Source organism: Sorangium sp. So ce128 (genome assembly GCF_051525245.1).
GTDB lineage: Bacteria > Myxococcota_A > Polyangia > Polyangiales > Polyangiaceae > Sorangium > Sorangium cellulosum_B.
Genome location: NZ_CP150313.1, coordinates 6,810,891 through 6,825,857 on the forward strand (window position 1 = coordinate 6,810,891; position 14,967 = coordinate 6,825,857).

General features: G+C 70.9%; 12 protein-coding genes. 8 read left to right on the forward strand and 4 right to left on the reverse strand.

Going from position 1 to position 14,967, the window contains the following annotated elements; genetic code table 11:
• The first annotated feature begins 105 nt into the window (after nt 1-105).
• Entirely contained in the window at nt 106-582 is a 477-nt protein-coding gene (locus WME82_RS25735) for a MarR family winged helix-turn-helix transcriptional regulator (protein ID WP_437849502.1), read from the forward strand.
• 16 nt (nt 583-598) lie between these two features.
• Nucleotides 599-1,300, forward strand: coding sequence for a hypothetical protein (locus tag WME82_RS25740; protein ID WP_438037460.1), 702 nt, complete (start codon nt 599-601; stop codon nt 1,298-1,300).
• A 21-nt stretch (nt 1,301-1,321) separates the two neighbouring features.
• On the opposite strand, the gene WME82_RS25745 is transcribed toward WME82_RS25740, so the two are convergent.
• Together WME82_RS25745 and WME82_RS25750 are read right to left on the reverse strand one after the other, a co-directional pair.
• Entirely contained in the window at nt 1,322-1,915 is a 594-nt protein-coding gene (locus tag WME82_RS25745; protein WP_437849506.1) for a TetR/AcrR family transcriptional regulator, read from the reverse strand.
• Between the two features lie 5 nt (nt 1,916-1,920).
• Nucleotides 1,921-2,508 (reverse strand): DUF3995 domain-containing protein, encoded by a 588-nt coding sequence (locus WME82_RS25750; RefSeq protein WP_438037461.1) that lies wholly within the window; start codon nt 2,506-2,508, stop codon nt 1,921-1,923.
• 586 nt (nt 2,509-3,094) lie between these two features.
• Between WME82_RS25750 and WME82_RS25755 the strand changes: the two genes are divergently transcribed.
• The 6 genes from WME82_RS25755 (at nt 3,095) to WME82_RS25780 (ending at nt 9,982) form a co-directional block, all read left to right on the forward strand.
• A complete protein-coding gene (locus WME82_RS25755; protein ID WP_438037462.1) occupies nt 3,095-4,150 on the forward strand; it encodes a hypothetical protein in 1,056 nt (351 codons plus the stop codon).
• A 120-nt stretch (nt 4,151-4,270) separates the two neighbouring features.
• Complete coding sequence (locus tag WME82_RS25760; protein WP_438037463.1) at nt 4,271-5,272, forward strand: hypothetical protein; 1,002 nt, start codon at nt 4,271-4,273, stop codon at nt 5,270-5,272.
• Between the two features lie 218 nt (nt 5,273-5,490).
• Nucleotides 5,491-6,204: a hypothetical protein gene (locus WME82_RS25765; protein ID WP_438037464.1), complete on the forward strand. Its 714-nt coding sequence runs from the start codon at nt 5,491-5,493 to the stop codon at nt 6,202-6,204.
• 187 nt (nt 6,205-6,391) lie between these two features.
• Entirely contained in the window at nt 6,392-7,750 is a 1,359-nt protein-coding gene (locus WME82_RS25770; protein ID WP_438037465.1) for an AAA family ATPase, read from the forward strand.
• Complete coding sequence (locus tag WME82_RS25775; protein WP_438037466.1) at nt 7,747-8,982, forward strand: vWA domain-containing protein; 1,236 nt, start codon at nt 7,747-7,749, stop codon at nt 8,980-8,982. Before WME82_RS25770 ends, WME82_RS25775 begins: the two co-directional genes overlap by 4 nt.
• A 7-nt stretch (nt 8,983-8,989) precedes the next feature.
• A complete protein-coding gene (locus WME82_RS25780; protein WP_437849519.1) occupies nt 8,990-9,982 on the forward strand; it encodes a DUF6602 domain-containing protein in 993 nt (330 codons plus the stop codon).
• A gap of 157 nt (nt 9,983-10,139) precedes the next feature.
• Here the strand turns inward: WME82_RS25780 and WME82_RS25785 are convergent, their stop codons facing one another.
• Together WME82_RS25785 and WME82_RS25790 are read right to left on the reverse strand one after the other, a co-directional pair.
• Nucleotides 10,140-12,920: a hypothetical protein gene (locus WME82_RS25785; protein ID WP_438037467.1), complete on the reverse strand. Its 2,781-nt coding sequence runs from the start codon at nt 12,918-12,920 to the stop codon at nt 10,140-10,142.
• Nucleotides 12,921-13,342: 422 nt separating this feature from the next.
• The gene (locus WME82_RS25790; RefSeq protein WP_438037468.1) at nt 13,343-14,884 is read right to left on the reverse strand and encodes an NCS1 family nucleobase:cation symporter-1; all 1,542 of its coding nucleotides are present in this window, start codon (nt 14,882-14,884) and stop codon (nt 13,343-13,345) included.
• Between the last annotated feature and the right edge of the window lie 83 nt (nt 14,885-14,967).

The following is a 14,967-nucleotide window of genomic DNA, read 5'->3' on the forward strand; positions in this document are numbered from 1 at the left end:
CGGGCCTCCGTACCGCGCCGAGCTCCTTGAGATGCAAACCAGGCCGAGGACGTTGGCACAACGCTTAATTTGACAAGTAACTGTCAATATGACAGGTTACTTCCAATGACGAGGCTCACCGCGGAGGCGACCGCGCTCAGCGAGCTGGTGATCGAGGTGTTCCGCTTGAATGGTCTGGCGCTCGAGGCCGGGGACGCCCTGGCCAGGCCGGCGGGGCTCACGAGCGCGCGCTGGCAGGTGCTCGGCGTCGTGGACCACGGCCCGGCGCCGGTCTCGAACGTCGCTCGGACGATGGGGCTGACCCGCCAGGGCGTGCAGCAGATAGCCGACGCCCTCGAGCGCGAGGGGTTCGTCGAGTATGTCGAGAACCCTCACCACCGCACGGCCAAGCTCATCGCGATGACGGCGGCAGGGCGCGAGGCCCTGCGGCAGGTAGAGGCGCGCCACGCCGCGTGGGCAGATCGGATCGGCAAGCGGCTCGATCTGTCGAGCCTGCACGCGACCCTGGATGCGCTGCGACAGGCCCGACGTGTGCTCGAAGAGGACGCGGCGTCGCCTGCGCGACCCGCTCGAAAGGCGTGATCCCATGAGCGGAGCGATGACGATTCCCGTACTCCCGTGCGTGTCGCTGCCCGAAACCCTGGCGTTCTACGGCGCCCTGGGCTTCGAGGTCACCCACCAGCAGACAGCGCCGAACGTGTATGCGGCGACGCGCCGCGACGAGGTCCACCTGCACTTCGTGGGCCTCAAGGGGCTGGATCCCAGGCAGGCGTACAGCACGTGCCTGGTGATCGTCCCCGAGGTCGAGCGGCTCCACGAGACGTTCGCGGAGGGGCTGCGGCGGGCGTACGGCAAGCTGCCGATCTCCGGCCTGCCCAGGATCTCGCGCATGAAGAAGGGGCAGAGCCGCTTCACGGTGGTCGACGTCGCGGGCAACTCGGTGATCTTCATCCGGCGGGACGCGCCGGACGACTACGACGAGGGGGCCGCCGGGTCGCGCTCGGACTCGAGGCTGGGCAAGGCCCTGCGCGCGGCGGCGCGGCTGCGCGACTTCAGGAACGACGACGCCGCGGCCGCCAAGGTCCTCGACGTGGCGCTCGCCCGGAAAGGGCCGGACGACCCGCTCGAGCGCGCCCGCGCCCTCGCCGCCCGGCTAGAGCTCGCTGTCGCCCTGGGCGAACAGGCGCGCGCCCGCGCCCTGCGCGACGAGATCGGCGAGGCGCCGCTCTCCGACGAGGAGCGCGCCCTGCTCCGGCCTCAGCTCGACGCAGTGGACGCGTTCGAGCGGTCGCAGCAATAGGCGCGCCCGCGCCGCCAGGCCTCAGGTCGCTCGCCGCCTCCGTGTCGCGCCCGGCGGACGCGCGACACGCTCGTCCTTGGCCAAAAGCTCGAGCGCGCGATCGAGCGCGAGCCCGAGCGAGCGCGCGCCCTCGACCGAGAGGTCGGAGAAGAGCATCTGCGCGCCGACGAAGGCCGCGTACTCCAGCCGCGCGAGCAGCAAGGCGGCGCCGCGCGCGCGCCCCTCGGAGGCGTACAGGGACGCGAGGTACTCGACGCGGCGCGCGTCGACCCGCCGGAGCACGGCCGCGGCGCGCTCGTCTCGGAGCGCCCACGCCCGCACGGCGAGCTCGAGGCGGCCGTCGAGCGAGCGCACGACCGCGGAGAGCCGCTGCCGCTTCTGCTCGGGGCTCCCGCCCGCCTCGGCGTGGTGGATCGGCGCCGACGTCTGCCGCTCCTCCCAGCGAGCGAGGAGCGCCGCGAGGAACGCCGCGATGTCCTCGAAGTGATGATAGAACGAGCCCTTCGTTCGCCCGAGCCTCGCGCAGAGCCCGTCGATCGTCAGCGCGCCCTCGCCGCCGTCGCGGAGCGCGTCGAGCCCCTGGTCGAGCCAGTCGTTCCTCGAGGTGCGCGCCATGCGGGTCAGTCAAGCGTGGCGCCCGCGACAGCGGCCGCGAGGGTGAGCGAGAGCGGCGAGTACACGAGGCGGTTCAGCCGGTGATACGGCAGCGCGCGTGTGTCGGGCCGAAGGCGAGCCTCGAGGTAACCGCCGACGCCCCGCGCCCCGAGCACCAGCGCGACGGCCCACGCGCCGAGCCGGAGCAGCGTCGGCGAACCGCCGCCGCCGTACCGCTGGGCCAGCACCAGCGCGGCAGACGACGCGAGGAGACACGCCACGACGAGACATGCGCCGAGGGAAGGGAAAGGACTCCCCTTGGGCAAGCCGACCACCATCTCCACCTTCTCGTGCCGGGCATCCCCGGGCCACGCGCCTCCCAGGCCCCAGTAGACGTGAATCGCCGCGAGCACCCCGAGGGCGCCGCTCGATGCCAGGGCAAGCACGTCCCGCCGTGGGACCCCCACGCCCGGCGCCCCGGCCGCGCACAGGATCGCGAGCAGGCCAAGCAGCGTCCATGGCGACACGCCGCGCGGCGCTCCGAGCCGGGACACGCCGGCGACCAGCACGATGAGCGGGGCGACGACCGCCGCGCTCGAGAGACGTGGATCCATCGTGGCCTCACCTTCGAACCATACCATACGGTATGGTATAACTCTGGACAAGCGTCTGCTCCTCACTGAACGCACGGCGCAGGGAACGTCGCTGTGTCGCTCCGCCACGGACGCTCCGGAGCCGCGCGAGGCCCTCGGCTGCTCAGGTTGCTCTCGCCCGCCGCCGCGCGCGCTGCCCCGCACCTGCCTGCGCGCGCCGCCCGCCACGCCCGGCGCAGCCCGATTCCCGCCGGCAGCGCGGCAGCGCCACCGTGCCTTCCACCCTCCGCGGTGAGATTCTCACGAAAAGCGCACGACCAACAAATGCTGAGATCTTCTCGGGGCCTATCGAAATACACTCGATATACACTCGATTCATCGCGCCTTCATGGCAGATTCGGCTTCCTTGTCCTCGCCTGCCCAAGTATGAAATAGAAGTGCGAGCTCTCCTTGGCTCCGAAGTGACAAGGGCGCCGCGCGCCCCCGGTCGGGTCGCCTCGCCGGCGTGAAGGAGCGGGAAGAGAGAGGCTTGGGGCAGCGCCGAGCGATCGTCGCGGTGCCCCTGCCGAAGAGCCGAAACGCGACACGCGAGAGAAGGACCATCACGATGAGGAGAAGGAAGGACCCGTTCGGCATCGCGCTCGCGCTCGCCGGCGCCGGCAGCTTCGCGGGCTGCTGGGAAGGCGGCGCTGTCCAGATCTATTCGTGCAACGAGCCGTGCTTCAGCCTGGATGCTCACGAGTGCAATGATCCGTGCCCCGTGTGCGACGGCGCGTGCGTGCCGCCGCCGTCCCTCGGGTTCGACGCTCCCATCCTGCTCTGGAGGGGCGACGCGACCGGCGGGACGTCCCCACCGGAGTGCCCGGTGGAGGCGCCGGATCTGTTGTTCGACGGCTACAGCGGATTCGGCGGCGAGCACAGGTGTCCGACGTGCGTTTGCACGAAGCCCTCCTGCGAGCTGCCTTCAGGCCTTCTGGGGAGCGCCTCGGCCACGTGCGACGGGACGGCGTCCACGTCGTTCGCCGCCCCCGAGGGGTGGAGCGGCGCGTGTACGGCGCCGGCCGCGGCGACCTCGGGCGAGCTCGGCTCGCTCCTCATCCCGGCGCCGACCGTGAGCGTCTGCGCCCCGACGCACGATCCCGGAGGAGCGCCGCCCGAGCTGGCCGCCCCCGCGAGCACCCGGGTGCGCGCGTGCACCGGCGCGGCCGACGAGAACAAGTGCAGAAATCCCTCGATGATGTGTGTCGCGGCCCCCAGGCAGCGGTCCGGGGGATTCACGATGTGCATCCGCTATCTCCTCCAGCACACGCCGGAGTGCCCTGAGCCGTATCCCGATCTGCTGGCGGTCGCCGAGGGCTTCGACGACACGCGCAGCTGCACGCCTTGCGTGTGCGAGGAGCTCGAGGACGCCATGTGCACCGCGCTCGTCTCGGTCTACGAGGACAGCAGCTGTCGCGAGCTCCTCGGCGCAGAGACGGTGACGATGGCCGGGCCGAAGTGCGTCGCGGGGCCGGATCTGCGGCTCGAGAGCATGGAGGCGCGATGGATCAGGGACGACCCAGGCAGGTGCGCCCCGACCGGAGGAGTCGCCATGGGCCAGGTGACACCGGAGAGCCTGGCCTACTATTGCTGCCAGTCAGACGAGGTCATCCCTATCTACTGATGACCCCGCCCGCCAAGGGCTGTTCGACCTGGACGCCCCATTGAGCGAGGGTGCGACTTCGTGTACCCGTGAGCGCGCTTCGCGGCTATAAGAGCGAATCACGCGAAAGGGAGAGCGGATATGCGAATCGCACGATGGTGCTTCTGGATCGCGCTCGCCGCGGCCGGTTGCAGCGCGTCCAACCGCGGCACGTCCGCGACGGAGACCGACCCGTCCTCGGGCGCCGGAGAGAGCGGCGAAGAGAGCGGCGAAGGGAGCGGCGCGGGCGGCCAGGACGACCCGTTTGGCTCCGGCACCGATATCGGCGGGAACAGCGGAGACGTCGGGAATGGGGGGAACGGGAGTGGGGCCCCTGACAACGGGTGCATCGAGCGAGCATCCCTCGTGTACGTGCTCTCACAGGACAACGAGCTCTACAGCTTCAGGCCCGATCGTAAGGAGTTCACGAAGATTGGTGTCCTGGGGTGCCGGACCGGCATGGATCCGAACTCGATGGCGATCGATCGCAACGCGGTGGCGTGGGTCAACTACGTGGAGCCCGACGACAGCGAGGGGACGTTGTTCAAGGTCAGCACCGAGGACGCGAGCTGCGAGCCCTCCGGGGCCACGCTCTCCGACGGGTGGTCCCGGCTCGGCATGGGCTTCTCGAGCGACCTCTCGCGCCCGGACACCGAGGAGCTGTTCGTGGCGGGCGCCACGGGCACGCCGGGCATCGGGCTGGGGAGGATCGACGGCGCGTCCGTGACGCCGGTCGGCGAGTTCAGCGGCTCGATGCGCGACATCTCGGCGGAGCTCACCGGCACCGGGGATGGACGCCTCTTCGGCTTCTTCACGACCACCCCGGTTCAGCTCGCCGAGATCGACAAGGAGAGCGGCGAGATCATCGAGACCACGGACCTGCCGGGCATCGAGACCCCCAGCGCCTGGGCGTTCTCGTTCTGGGGTGGCGACTTCTATTTCTACACCGCCCCGAGCGAGCTCGGGTCCCCGTCGCGCACCACCAACGTGAGCCGCTATCGCCCGTCGGACGGCTCGATCGACACGGACTACATGACGGACATCGGCTTCCGCATCGTCGGCGCAGGCGTGTCGACCTGCGCCCCCCTCGTTCTCCCCCGCTAGAGCGAGCGACGGTCGCCCGCTTCGGATACGGGCCCACCTCGACGTTTTCGGTGCTCAGCGCACCGGAGTGCGCTTGCGCGCCGAAAACGCCGATCTGGGCCCGTCTCCTGTGCGGGAGACCGCCGCTCGGCTTGGCATGTAGCTGAGGGGGGCGGAGTGGGAAGAGCCCTCGGGACGGACTCGCCAGGGGCGTCCCCGATGACATCAGGAACGGATCCGTGAAGCGCGCTCCCGGCGGTACAGGCGTCTACCGGTCCGGCATCACCGGCATCACGTTGCGCATGGCCGATCGGGCACACCCGATCGGGCGGCGAGGTGTTGCGATGCGGATGAACCTTCTCCCCGGGCGCGCTCACTGGCTACTCGCGCTCACGCTGTCGCTCACCGCAGCGTGCGGGACGGCGCCGGGCGCCGAATCCCCGGCGCGCGAGGACATCTTCCGCGCCGCGGGGCCGAACGAGTTCATCCTGCTGACCGCCCGGGGCGAGCTCGTCAGCGCCGACTTCGAACCGGGGCGCGTCGTCGGCCCGGACGTGAACCTCGGCGTGTACGCCGCCGACAGAGGGCGCGACGGGCAGACAGTCCGGGGCGTGGCGTTCAACCGGACCGTGAACGTCACCGCGACGGGCCAGCGCGCGGCCGGCATCGTCGGCGCCATGCCGCTCGATCTCTCGGTGACCCGGGCGGAGGCAGGGCTCCGCGCGCAGGGCCTCCTGGCTGGCGCCCTCTCCGACTACCGGCTGGACGAGCGGCAGCTCGCGGGCACGATCGGGCGCTGCAGCTACGAGCTCACGCGGACGGGGCGCACCTACGAGGGATCGCGGCGCTGCGAAGGCCAGCCTCATCACGCGACCGTGCTCCTGCCCCGCGGGCTGTCCTCGTGGAGCGACGCCGCGCTCGCAGCCGCCCTCGGGCTGCTCCTTGGCGCCTGAGCGCGCCGCGGCCCGCCCCGTCGCGTGGGCGGTGGTGAATGACAGGTCGCGCAGCGGCTGCTAGAGCTCGGGGCGACCCGGCAAGAAAGACGAAGCGCGCCGGAAGCCCGTCGGGTACGGAAGGGCCGAGCCTCCTGGGCCCCGGCGGTCCTTTCTTCGCGCCCTCGCGCGGCACCCCCTCTCCTCCGTGACGAAGCCCAGATCCGATGGCAACGCGCCGGGCAGGCCGACCCCGGCGACTTCACCGAACCTCCTCGAGGGACGCTCCGCGCCCATCCCGCTCGGGCCGCGCCTCGAGGCCGTGCTCGAGCTCGCCTACCGCGCGCGCCGCGCGGTGCTGCTCGAGGGGCCCACGGGGATCGGCAAGAGCGAGCTCGTCCGGCAGCTCGCCGAGCGGCTCGGCATCGCCACCGTCGTGCTCGATCTGAGCCTGCTCGAGCCGCCCGACCTCGTGGGCCTGCCGGTCATCCGGGACGGCCGGACCACCTACGCGGCGCCGTCGGTGCTGCCCCAGGACGGCGCCGGCATCCTGATGCTGGAAGAGCTCAACCGGGCGGAGCGGTACATCCAGCAGCCGGCGCTCCAGCTGCTCAGCGCCCGGCGGCTGCACGAGTACGAGCTGCCCGCGGGCTGGGTGTGCTTCGCCGCCGTCAACCCCGAGTCGGCCGATTACCAGGTGACCCCCCTCGATCGCGCGCTCCGCGCGCGGTTCCTTCACCTGAACGTCCGCGCGGACCGCGCGTCCTGGCTCGCCTGGGCGCAGGTGAACGGGCTCCACCCGGGCGTGATCGCCCTCGCGCAGGGGCACGAGCGCGTCCTGGACGACGTGCCCCCGCGCACCTGGACCTATGCGTCGCACATGCTGAGCGCGCTCCGCCCCGAGGAGCTCGCGGACGGCGTGCTCCTGCGCGACGCCCTGGGCGGGTACCTGCCCCCGAGCTGGGTCGAGCTCCTGCTCGCGTCGAAGGACACCTGGTCGACGCGGCTGCCGTTCGATCTGCGCGCGCTGCTCGCCGATTACGGGCCGAGCTCGCCGGCGGGCAAGGTGCTGCGCGGGGCGCGCGAGCGCGGGGAGACCGACCGGTTCGACGAGGTGACGACGCGGCTCGCGCCGCTGCTCGAGGGGCCGGAGGTCGGCGTGCTCGCGGCGCAGCGCAAGCTGTCGCTGGGGGCGTTCGAGGCGCTGCTCGCCGACCTGCCGGGCGACCACCGCGAGCGGCTCCAGGACGCGCTCGGCGGCAACGCGACGGCCACGCAGCTCATCGACGTCCGCCCCGAGGAGCTGCTCCAGAACTACGCGGGCAGCGCCGCCGAGCAGAAGGTGCTGGCGTGGCGCGCCGATCCGCTGCGGCAGCACCGCGTGGGGCTCGTCGTGACAGCGCTGTCGGCGCACCTCGCCCAGCAGGCGAAGCTCGTCGACGTGCGGCGGAGCAACGTCGCGCGCGTGTGCCTGGGCCAGCTGCTCGCGCAGCTGCCGGAGCGCTGGGCGCTCCGGCTCGCGGGGGCGCTGAAGAAGCACGGCGTCACGCCGGTCCGGCCGCAATGAAGGAGACCGCGGGGCGCGGCGAGGTGCCCGAGGACGCGATCGCCGCGTGGCTCGACGCCTTCGTGCGCGATCCCGGCTTCCTGGAGCGGTACCCCTGCTACGCGGCGATCCTCGCGCGGCTCGCGCCGGTCGCGGACCCCTCGGTCAAGCGCATGGCCGTCTCGCTGTTCGATGGCCGCTTCTTCCTCCACGTCAACGTGGAGTCGTTCATGGACGAGCCCGTGTTCCTGCGGGGCGTGCTCCTCCACGAGGTGCACCACGTCGCGCTCGGGCACCTGTGCCACCCCAAGTTCGCGGGCGCCGACGAGCCGGAGCTCATGGACCTCGCCCTGGAGATGTCGGCCAACGAGTACATCGAGGAGCCGCTGCCCGATCCGATCCGCTGGCAGCCCTACGCCCCGATCGGCCTGCGCGGCGGCCAGAGCACGCTCGAGCGCTACGAGCTGCTCGTGAGCGCGGCGCGGGAGGGCAAGCTCCCGCAGCGCGGCGGCGAGGCCGTCGACGATCACCGCGTGCTCCGGCGCCCCTCGCGGGAGCCGGGCGCGGTGGAGCAGACGCGGCAGCTCCTGCTGCGCGCCGCCGAGGAGGCCGACGCGCTCGCGAACGACGGCGATCCGGCGGACGTGCCCGGCCTGCTGCTCGCGGGCAAGACGCCGGGGCGGCTCATCGAGGAGCTGACCGACGCGCTGGGCCCGCCCGCGCACCCGCTCGACTGGAAGACAGCGCTCAGGATGTTCGTGGCGAGGGAGCGCGCGCCGGTGCACACGTACGCGCGGCCGAACCGGCGCTTCCCGGGCCGCGTCGGCGAGGTCCCGGGCAGGACGTACGCGCCCCGCGCGATCACGAAGCCGTCGGTGCTCGTCGCGATCGACACGTCGATGAGCATGCGGCGCGAGGAGCTCTCGGAGATCGCCCGGCAGCTGCAGGTGATGAGCGAGTCGGCGCGCATCACCGTGGTCGAGTGCGACGTGGAGATCGGGCGCGTGTACGCGTTCGACGGGCGGCTCGACGAGGTCGGCGGCCGCGGCGGGACCGATCTGCGGCCGGTGTTCGCCCCGGAGTTCCTGGCGGCGCGGAAGGTCTCCGGCGTGATCTATTTCACGGACGGCGCGGGGCCCACGCCCCCGGCGCCGCCGCCGCTGCCGGTGCTCTGGATCCTGACGAAGCCGCTCGATTTCGCGTGCCCGTGGGGAGACCGGGCGTGGCTTGCGAGGAAGCCTCGGCGGGGGTGACGTGAAGATGGCAGGCAAGCGCGCGAAGACGACCACGCGGCCAGGGATCGCCGCGTCGAAGCGCGGCGGCGGGGCCGCGCCGGGCGGCCTCGCGGAGGCCCCGCCGCGCGGCGGGTTCTACGACGGCTGGTCCGAGGAGATCGTCGAGCACCTGGAAGACGAGTTCCGGAAGCTCCGCGCCCTCGCGACCCTCGAGCTCGGTCCCGAGCTGGAGATCGCGATGTGCCATGCGCTCCGGAAGTTCCTCCCCGAGCGCGCCGGCGTCTGTCGCGGCTGGGTGGTGGATGTCACGGGGGACAAGCAGGGCGAGGACATCATCATCTACGACGCCGCGCGCTTCCCGACGCTGCGCGGGCTGGGCGGCGACCTCGCGATCCGGGAGCGCGTGCCAGCCGAGGCCGTCCTGGCTTACATCGAGGTCAAGCACACGCTGTATGCGCAGGCGAAGGTGCCCGCGAAGAGCCAGGGGCAGTCCGTCGTGAAGGCGTGTCGCCAGGTAGCGGCGGTGAAGCGGCTGACGCGCGCCCCCGTGCCGCTGAAGATGATCGCGCCGAGGATCTCGCTCGAGGACGGGGCCATCCAGCGGGACAGGGGCTTTCCGGCGATCCGCAACCCCTGGTACGCGGCCATCTGGGCGCTGAACCTCCGCGTCGACAAGGCCCTGGAGGGAAACCCGGCGGAGGCGGTGAAGCGGCGCGTGGCCGCCGCCCGGCGGGCCGGCACCCGCGTCGAGCACCTGCCCGACGTGATCGCCGCGGGCCCGGTCCTGATGACGCCCGCGATCGCCGCCGCGGGGGCCCTGGAGCCGCGGCCGTTCACCACGCCCGACACGGAGCTCATCTTCACGAACGGGATGAAGGCCCTGGGAGCCGCCATGGAGCACCTCACCTGGGCGATCGACGACATCCTCCTCGGGGAGATCCCCTGGAGGCGCATGCTCGCCCATCAGCTCCAGCGAGCAGAGGATGAGGCAGGGAGCGTCCGACTCACCATCACCTGATCTGGCCGGCTCTCCAGCGTCGGAGCGGCAAGCGCCGGCTGGCGCGGGGCGGGCCCCCTGCCCTCCTCGACCCGCGGAGAGCGGCGAGCCGCGGTGAGCGGCGCGGTCATCGGGGGGAAGATGACCGCGCGCGAGGCGGCGCGCCGCGGCCCCAGGCTCAGGGCACGCTCGCCGGATCGGCCGGGTCGGTCAACGCGTCCGCCTCGTCGCCGTCGAGCGCCCCATCGCCGTCGCGGTCGAGCGCCATCCGCACCCCCGAGCCCGGCGGCGCGCAGGTGAAGGTCAGCGCCTTGCCCGACGCCGCGATCGCGCGCAGCGCCGCCTCGCTGATCGCCGCGCTCGCCGCCCTGTCCCGCAGGAATGTGCCAGCGCCCTGTTGATAGAGGAAGCCCTCCTCGTTCCCGTGCCTGCGGACCTTCGCCACCAGATCGCACTCCCCCGCGTCGGCGCGGGCGATCAGGAGATCCACCCGCAGCTCGGCGGCCGTGTCCCCTGTGCCGGCGAGCGTCGCTTGCTGGCCCACGATGGGCGCCAGGTTGCTGTCGAAGGCGTGCAGGAAGTCGGTCACCTGCCCGCGCAGCACGTCGCCCGCCGCGCCCGGCGGGAAGCCGGCGATCCCCGGCGCCTCGTTGAAGCCGTTCTGATCGTGGAAGCGGAAGATCGTATCCATCGTCCCGTCGTGGCCAAAGCCGAACCCGCGGATCTGATCGCCCTGGAACTCGAAGTTCCGGTTGTTGAAGCGGGGGTTCTGCACCATGCCGAACATACCCACCTTCTGATAGACGTTGCGGAGCTGGGCGACCTTGAAGCTCTGGAAGATGAAATCGAACGTGTAGCGCCCGTCGGTCCCGAAGAAGCCGGGAAACGCGACCCCGTGCTCGGCGTTGGCCGTGGGATCGAGCACGTGGCACGAGGCGCACGCGCCGCCCTCGCTGGGCGGCAGGGTGAAGAAGGCCTTGCCCGCCGCCTGATCGGCCGTGAGCGAGTTGTCCAGCTGACGGATGGGGTTGGGCGGATACATCATCTGCATGGTGAAGTCGGTGAACGCCTGCATGTCCCCCGCGGGGATGGGCGCGTTCCGCCCGAGCAGGCCGACGAAGGCGACGCTGAACTTCTTGAACGCGGCCTCCTCGTCGAAGGTGCCGCTGTCCGGCTGCGCGCTCGGCGCGTCGTTCCCGCCGGTGCGGTCTCCGCGCCAGTGCATCGGCCCGTGGTTGGCCATCCCGCGCAGGCTCTGCGTCGTCATCGGCCCCTTGAGCGCGGCGAACTCGCGGGGCGCGCCGAAGATCGCCGGATCGAGCACGAACGGGCCCGGCATCGGCGTGTTCACCGCGTCGGGGTCGCCGAGGTCCCACGCCAGGCTGTCGAGATCGCCGAAGACATGGCAGCTCGCGCACGCCGAGTCGCCGTGGCTCGACGTGAACGACGCGTCGTAGAGGAAGCGGCGGCCGCGGACCACGCTCTCGGGCTCGGGGCTGTACATGGGCACGTGCGCGATCTCGGCCCTGGCGCCGACGTCGATGATCGAGATGGAGTTGTCGAAGCGCGTGAGGGCGTAGAGCTGCCCTCGCGCCTCGTCCAGCACCACGCCGGTCGGCCCGCCGCCGGAGACCGGGATCTGGCGCGCGAGCCTCGGCACGAAGGTGTCGGCCTCGAGCGCGGCGGTGTTGAAGACGCCGATCTTGTCCGAGCCGAGCGCGGCGACGTAGAGCTTCTTTCCGTTGCTGGAGACGGCCATGCCCGTGGGCAGCGCGAGGCTCTTGCGGTTCTCGGCGTTCGGGACCGGCGCGCAGCACGCGTTGTAGTCGATGTGTTTGTTCAGGTGCCGCGGGGCGACGCCGCCCGTCGCGGGATCGATCACCGTGATGTTGTTGTGGTTGAAGCGGCCGCGCACGGTGTGGCCGGCGAAGACGCCGGGGCCCTCGAAGCGATTCTCGTTGAACGCCTCCGTGTTGGCCACGTAGACGCGCCCGCTCACCGGGTTGACGGCCATGTTGTAGAGGACCGTGCCGACTCCGCGGAACACGCCCCCGGGCCCGTCGACGGGCGCGGGCGGGTTGGCCAGGGCGTCGATGACGAAGACGTCCTTGTCGGGCAACGAGAGGTTCACCTTGTCGTCCCAGGATCGATTCAGCTCGTCCACCCAGTGCGTCCCGTCGAATTTGACGATGAGGGGCGCCGAGGGCTGCGCGACCCCGGCGGCGTTGGTGGTCGGCGGGGGCAGGCCGAGGCCCAGGTTGACCACGTTGGTCTCGATCACCGTGGTGCGGTTTCCGGAGTGGAAGGCCGCCGCATAGACGCGTGAGCCGTCGGGCGTGGCGGCGAGCGCGCGCGGCGTGTCGCTGAAGAGGGTGATGATGTTGAGCGGCGCGGGGCTCGGGCTCGCCGCCGAGAAGACCCAGACGTCGGCGCGGCCCACGCCCGGCGTGGTGAGCGCCGGATCCACAGGGCTGTTCTGGCCGCGGTGCGCCGTGGTGATGAAGGCGCGGCTCTTGCCGGCGCCGGCAAAGACGATGTCGCGAGGCTCGTCGCCGACGAGGAGGGTGCGCACGACGCGGGGCTTCCTCGGCCTCGAGACGTCGACCACGCTCACACTGTCGGAGAGGTGGTTGACGACCCAGACCTCGTCGTCGCTGCGGGCCGCCACAGCCACCGGCTCCAGTCCCACGGAGACGGAGCCGCGGTGCTCGAGCGTGCCGCTCCGGACCTTGAAGATCTCGAGCCGGTTGTCAGGCGTGTTGACGGCGAAGAGCATCGAGCCGTCGGGCGAGAGGGCGAGAGGGCGGACCTGGCCGCTCTCGAAGAGGGAGTAGGGCCGGGCCGCGGCGACCGTGATCGGGGCGCCCGCGACGGTCGGGGTTTCGTCGACAGGCGTGCCGTTATCAGCGCATGCGGCCAGGGCGAGAGCCGGGAGCGACCAGAGGACGAGCTTGTTCATGGGCACCTCGAAGGCGGGAGAAGAGCGACATTTCATGATCCATCGAAAGGCGCCCACGGAGCAAGAGACAGACGAATGGAATCAACACACGTTGTTTGGCAAGACACTTTTAAAGCGCGGAGTGCCCCGGCGGCGGGAGCGCTCCACAACACACCACAGGTCTCCCACGGTGGGGCCCCGACCCACAACAACGTTGTTGCCATCGGCGGCTCTCGTCGTTGATCACGAGATGAATGCCCGCATACAAAAAAAGAGCGACCCATCGGGGCGGCGCGCGCCGGCGAGGATCCGGCGGCGCTCCCGAGGCAGAGGGCGTCTCGGGGGCGCGCGCCGCGGCGGAGATGCGGCGTTCGCGGCCGACGGCGCTGATGCCGAGTTGGATGGGCGGTGGGGTCGCGCGCCTCGGCGCGAGGCGATGAGGGTCAGGCCGCGGCGAGCTTGGCCGGGCGGCGAATCAGCGAGAGGGCGACGTAGACGACGAACGAGATGGCGAAGCCCGTGAACCAGGCGTAGTTGTAGAGATCCATCCATGCCTTGGAGACCGTCGCGACCTTGATGGTGCCGAAGAAGCCAGGCAAGTTGGGCAAGACGCCGAGGACGAGGGCGACGATCGCGACGGGGTTCCACCCGCCCGCGTACCAGTAGATCCCTTCCCGCTTGTAGAGCTGGGTGAGATCGAGGTTGGTCCTGCGGACGACGTAGTACTCCGCGATCAGGATCGCGCCGAGGGGGCCGAGCAGCGCGGAGTAGCCGACGAGCCAGGTGAAGATATACCCCGTCGGGTCGCTGACGAGCCGCCACGGCTGCATCAGGATCCCGATGATTCCGGTGATGAGGCCGCCGGTGCGGAAGGAGATCCGCGACGGCCAGAGGTTCGAGAAATCGTTGGCCGGGCTCACGACGTTCGCGGCGATGTTGGTCGCCAGGTTGGCGATGCAGAGGGCCGCGAGCGAGATGATCAAGACGACCGGGTTCTCGAAGCGGGTGATGACGACGACCGGATCCCAGAGCGTCTCGCCGTAGATGACGACCGTGGCGGAGGTGACGGCGACGCCGATGAACGAGAAGAACGCCATCGTGGGCGGCAGGCCGATCGCCTGCCCGATGACCTGATCGCGCTGCGAGTGCGCGTAGCGAGTGAAGTCCGGGATGTTGAGGGCCAGGGTGGCCCAGAAGCCGACCATCGCCGTGAGCGCCGGGAAGAAGAAGACCCAGAACTGGCCCTCCTTGGGCTGCCCCACCCCGAAGGACGAGGGCTTCTCGAGCATCGGGCCGAACCCGCCGGCGCGGCTATAGGCCCAGAGGAGCAGCGCCAGGCCGAGGCCGATCAGGAGAGGCGCCTTGATGTTCAGCAGGATCCGGATCGACTCGATGCCCATGCGAATGATCCAGATGTTGACGCCCCAGAAGAGCAGGAAGCAGACGAGCTGCGCGACGTTGATGCCCAGCGGCGTCGGCGGCATCTGCTCTATCGACGGGACGAAGACCGCCACGATCTTGTAGATGGCCCACCCGCCGAGCCACGTCCCGATCCCGAACCAGCCGCAGGCCACGAGGGCGCGCAGCACCGCGGGCACGTTCGCCCCTCGGATGCCGAAGGCGCTCCGGCAGTAGACGGGGAACGGGATGCCGTACTTCGTGCCCGCGTGCGCGTTGAGGATCATGGGCATGAGCACGATCACGTTGCCGAGGAGGATCGTGAGGACGGCCTGCCCCCAGCTCATCCCTTCGGCGATCAGGCCCGAGGCGAGCATGTACGTCGGGGTGCAGGCGCACATGGAGACCCACAGCGCAGCGATGTCCTTCATCCCCCATTTGCGCTGGTCCAAGCGCACGGGCGCGATATCTTCGTTGATGTAACGCGAGTCGATGTCCCCTCCTATCTGCTGAAAGCCCTCGCTGGCTTTCGCGCCGTGAGCAGCCGAATGCACGTCGGGTTGAGCAGTCGTTTGCGTGTGCGCCATCGTCGATGAGGCTACACGATCGCACGTGAGACTGGATAGTGGGCAGGCGCGCCCTCTCCGGCGCACGCCGGCTGTCCGGTGAG

Coding starts and splice junctions, on each gene's coding strand:
- WME82_RS25735 (WP_437849502.1), top strand. CDS start 106: ATGACGAGGCTCACCGCGGAGGCGACCGCGCTCAGCGAGCTGGTGATC.
- WME82_RS25740 (WP_438037460.1), top strand. CDS start 599: ATGACGATTCCCGTACTCCCGTGCGTGTCGCTGCCCGAAACCCTGGCG.
- WME82_RS25745 (WP_437849506.1), bottom strand. CDS start 1,915: ATGGCGCGCACCTCGAGGAACGACTGGCTCGACCAGGGGCTCGACGCG.
- WME82_RS25750 (WP_438037461.1), bottom strand. CDS start 2,508: ATGGATCCACGTCTCTCGAGCGCGGCGGTCGTCGCCCCGCTCATCGTG.
- WME82_RS25755 (WP_438037462.1), top strand. CDS start 3,095: ATGAGGAGAAGGAAGGACCCGTTCGGCATCGCGCTCGCGCTCGCCGGC.
- WME82_RS25760 (WP_438037463.1), top strand. CDS start 4,271: ATGCGAATCGCACGATGGTGCTTCTGGATCGCGCTCGCCGCGGCCGGT.
- WME82_RS25775 (WP_438037466.1), top strand. CDS start 7,747: ATGAAGGAGACCGCGGGGCGCGGCGAGGTGCCCGAGGACGCGATCGCC.
- WME82_RS25780 (WP_437849519.1), top strand. CDS start 8,990: ATGGCAGGCAAGCGCGCGAAGACGACCACGCGGCCAGGGATCGCCGCG.
- WME82_RS25785 (WP_438037467.1), bottom strand. CDS start 12,920: ATGAACAAGCTCGTCCTCTGGTCGCTCCCGGCTCTCGCCCTGGCCGCA.
- WME82_RS25790 (WP_438037468.1), bottom strand. CDS start 14,884: ATGGCGCACACGCAAACGACTGCTCAACCCGACGTGCATTCGGCTGCT.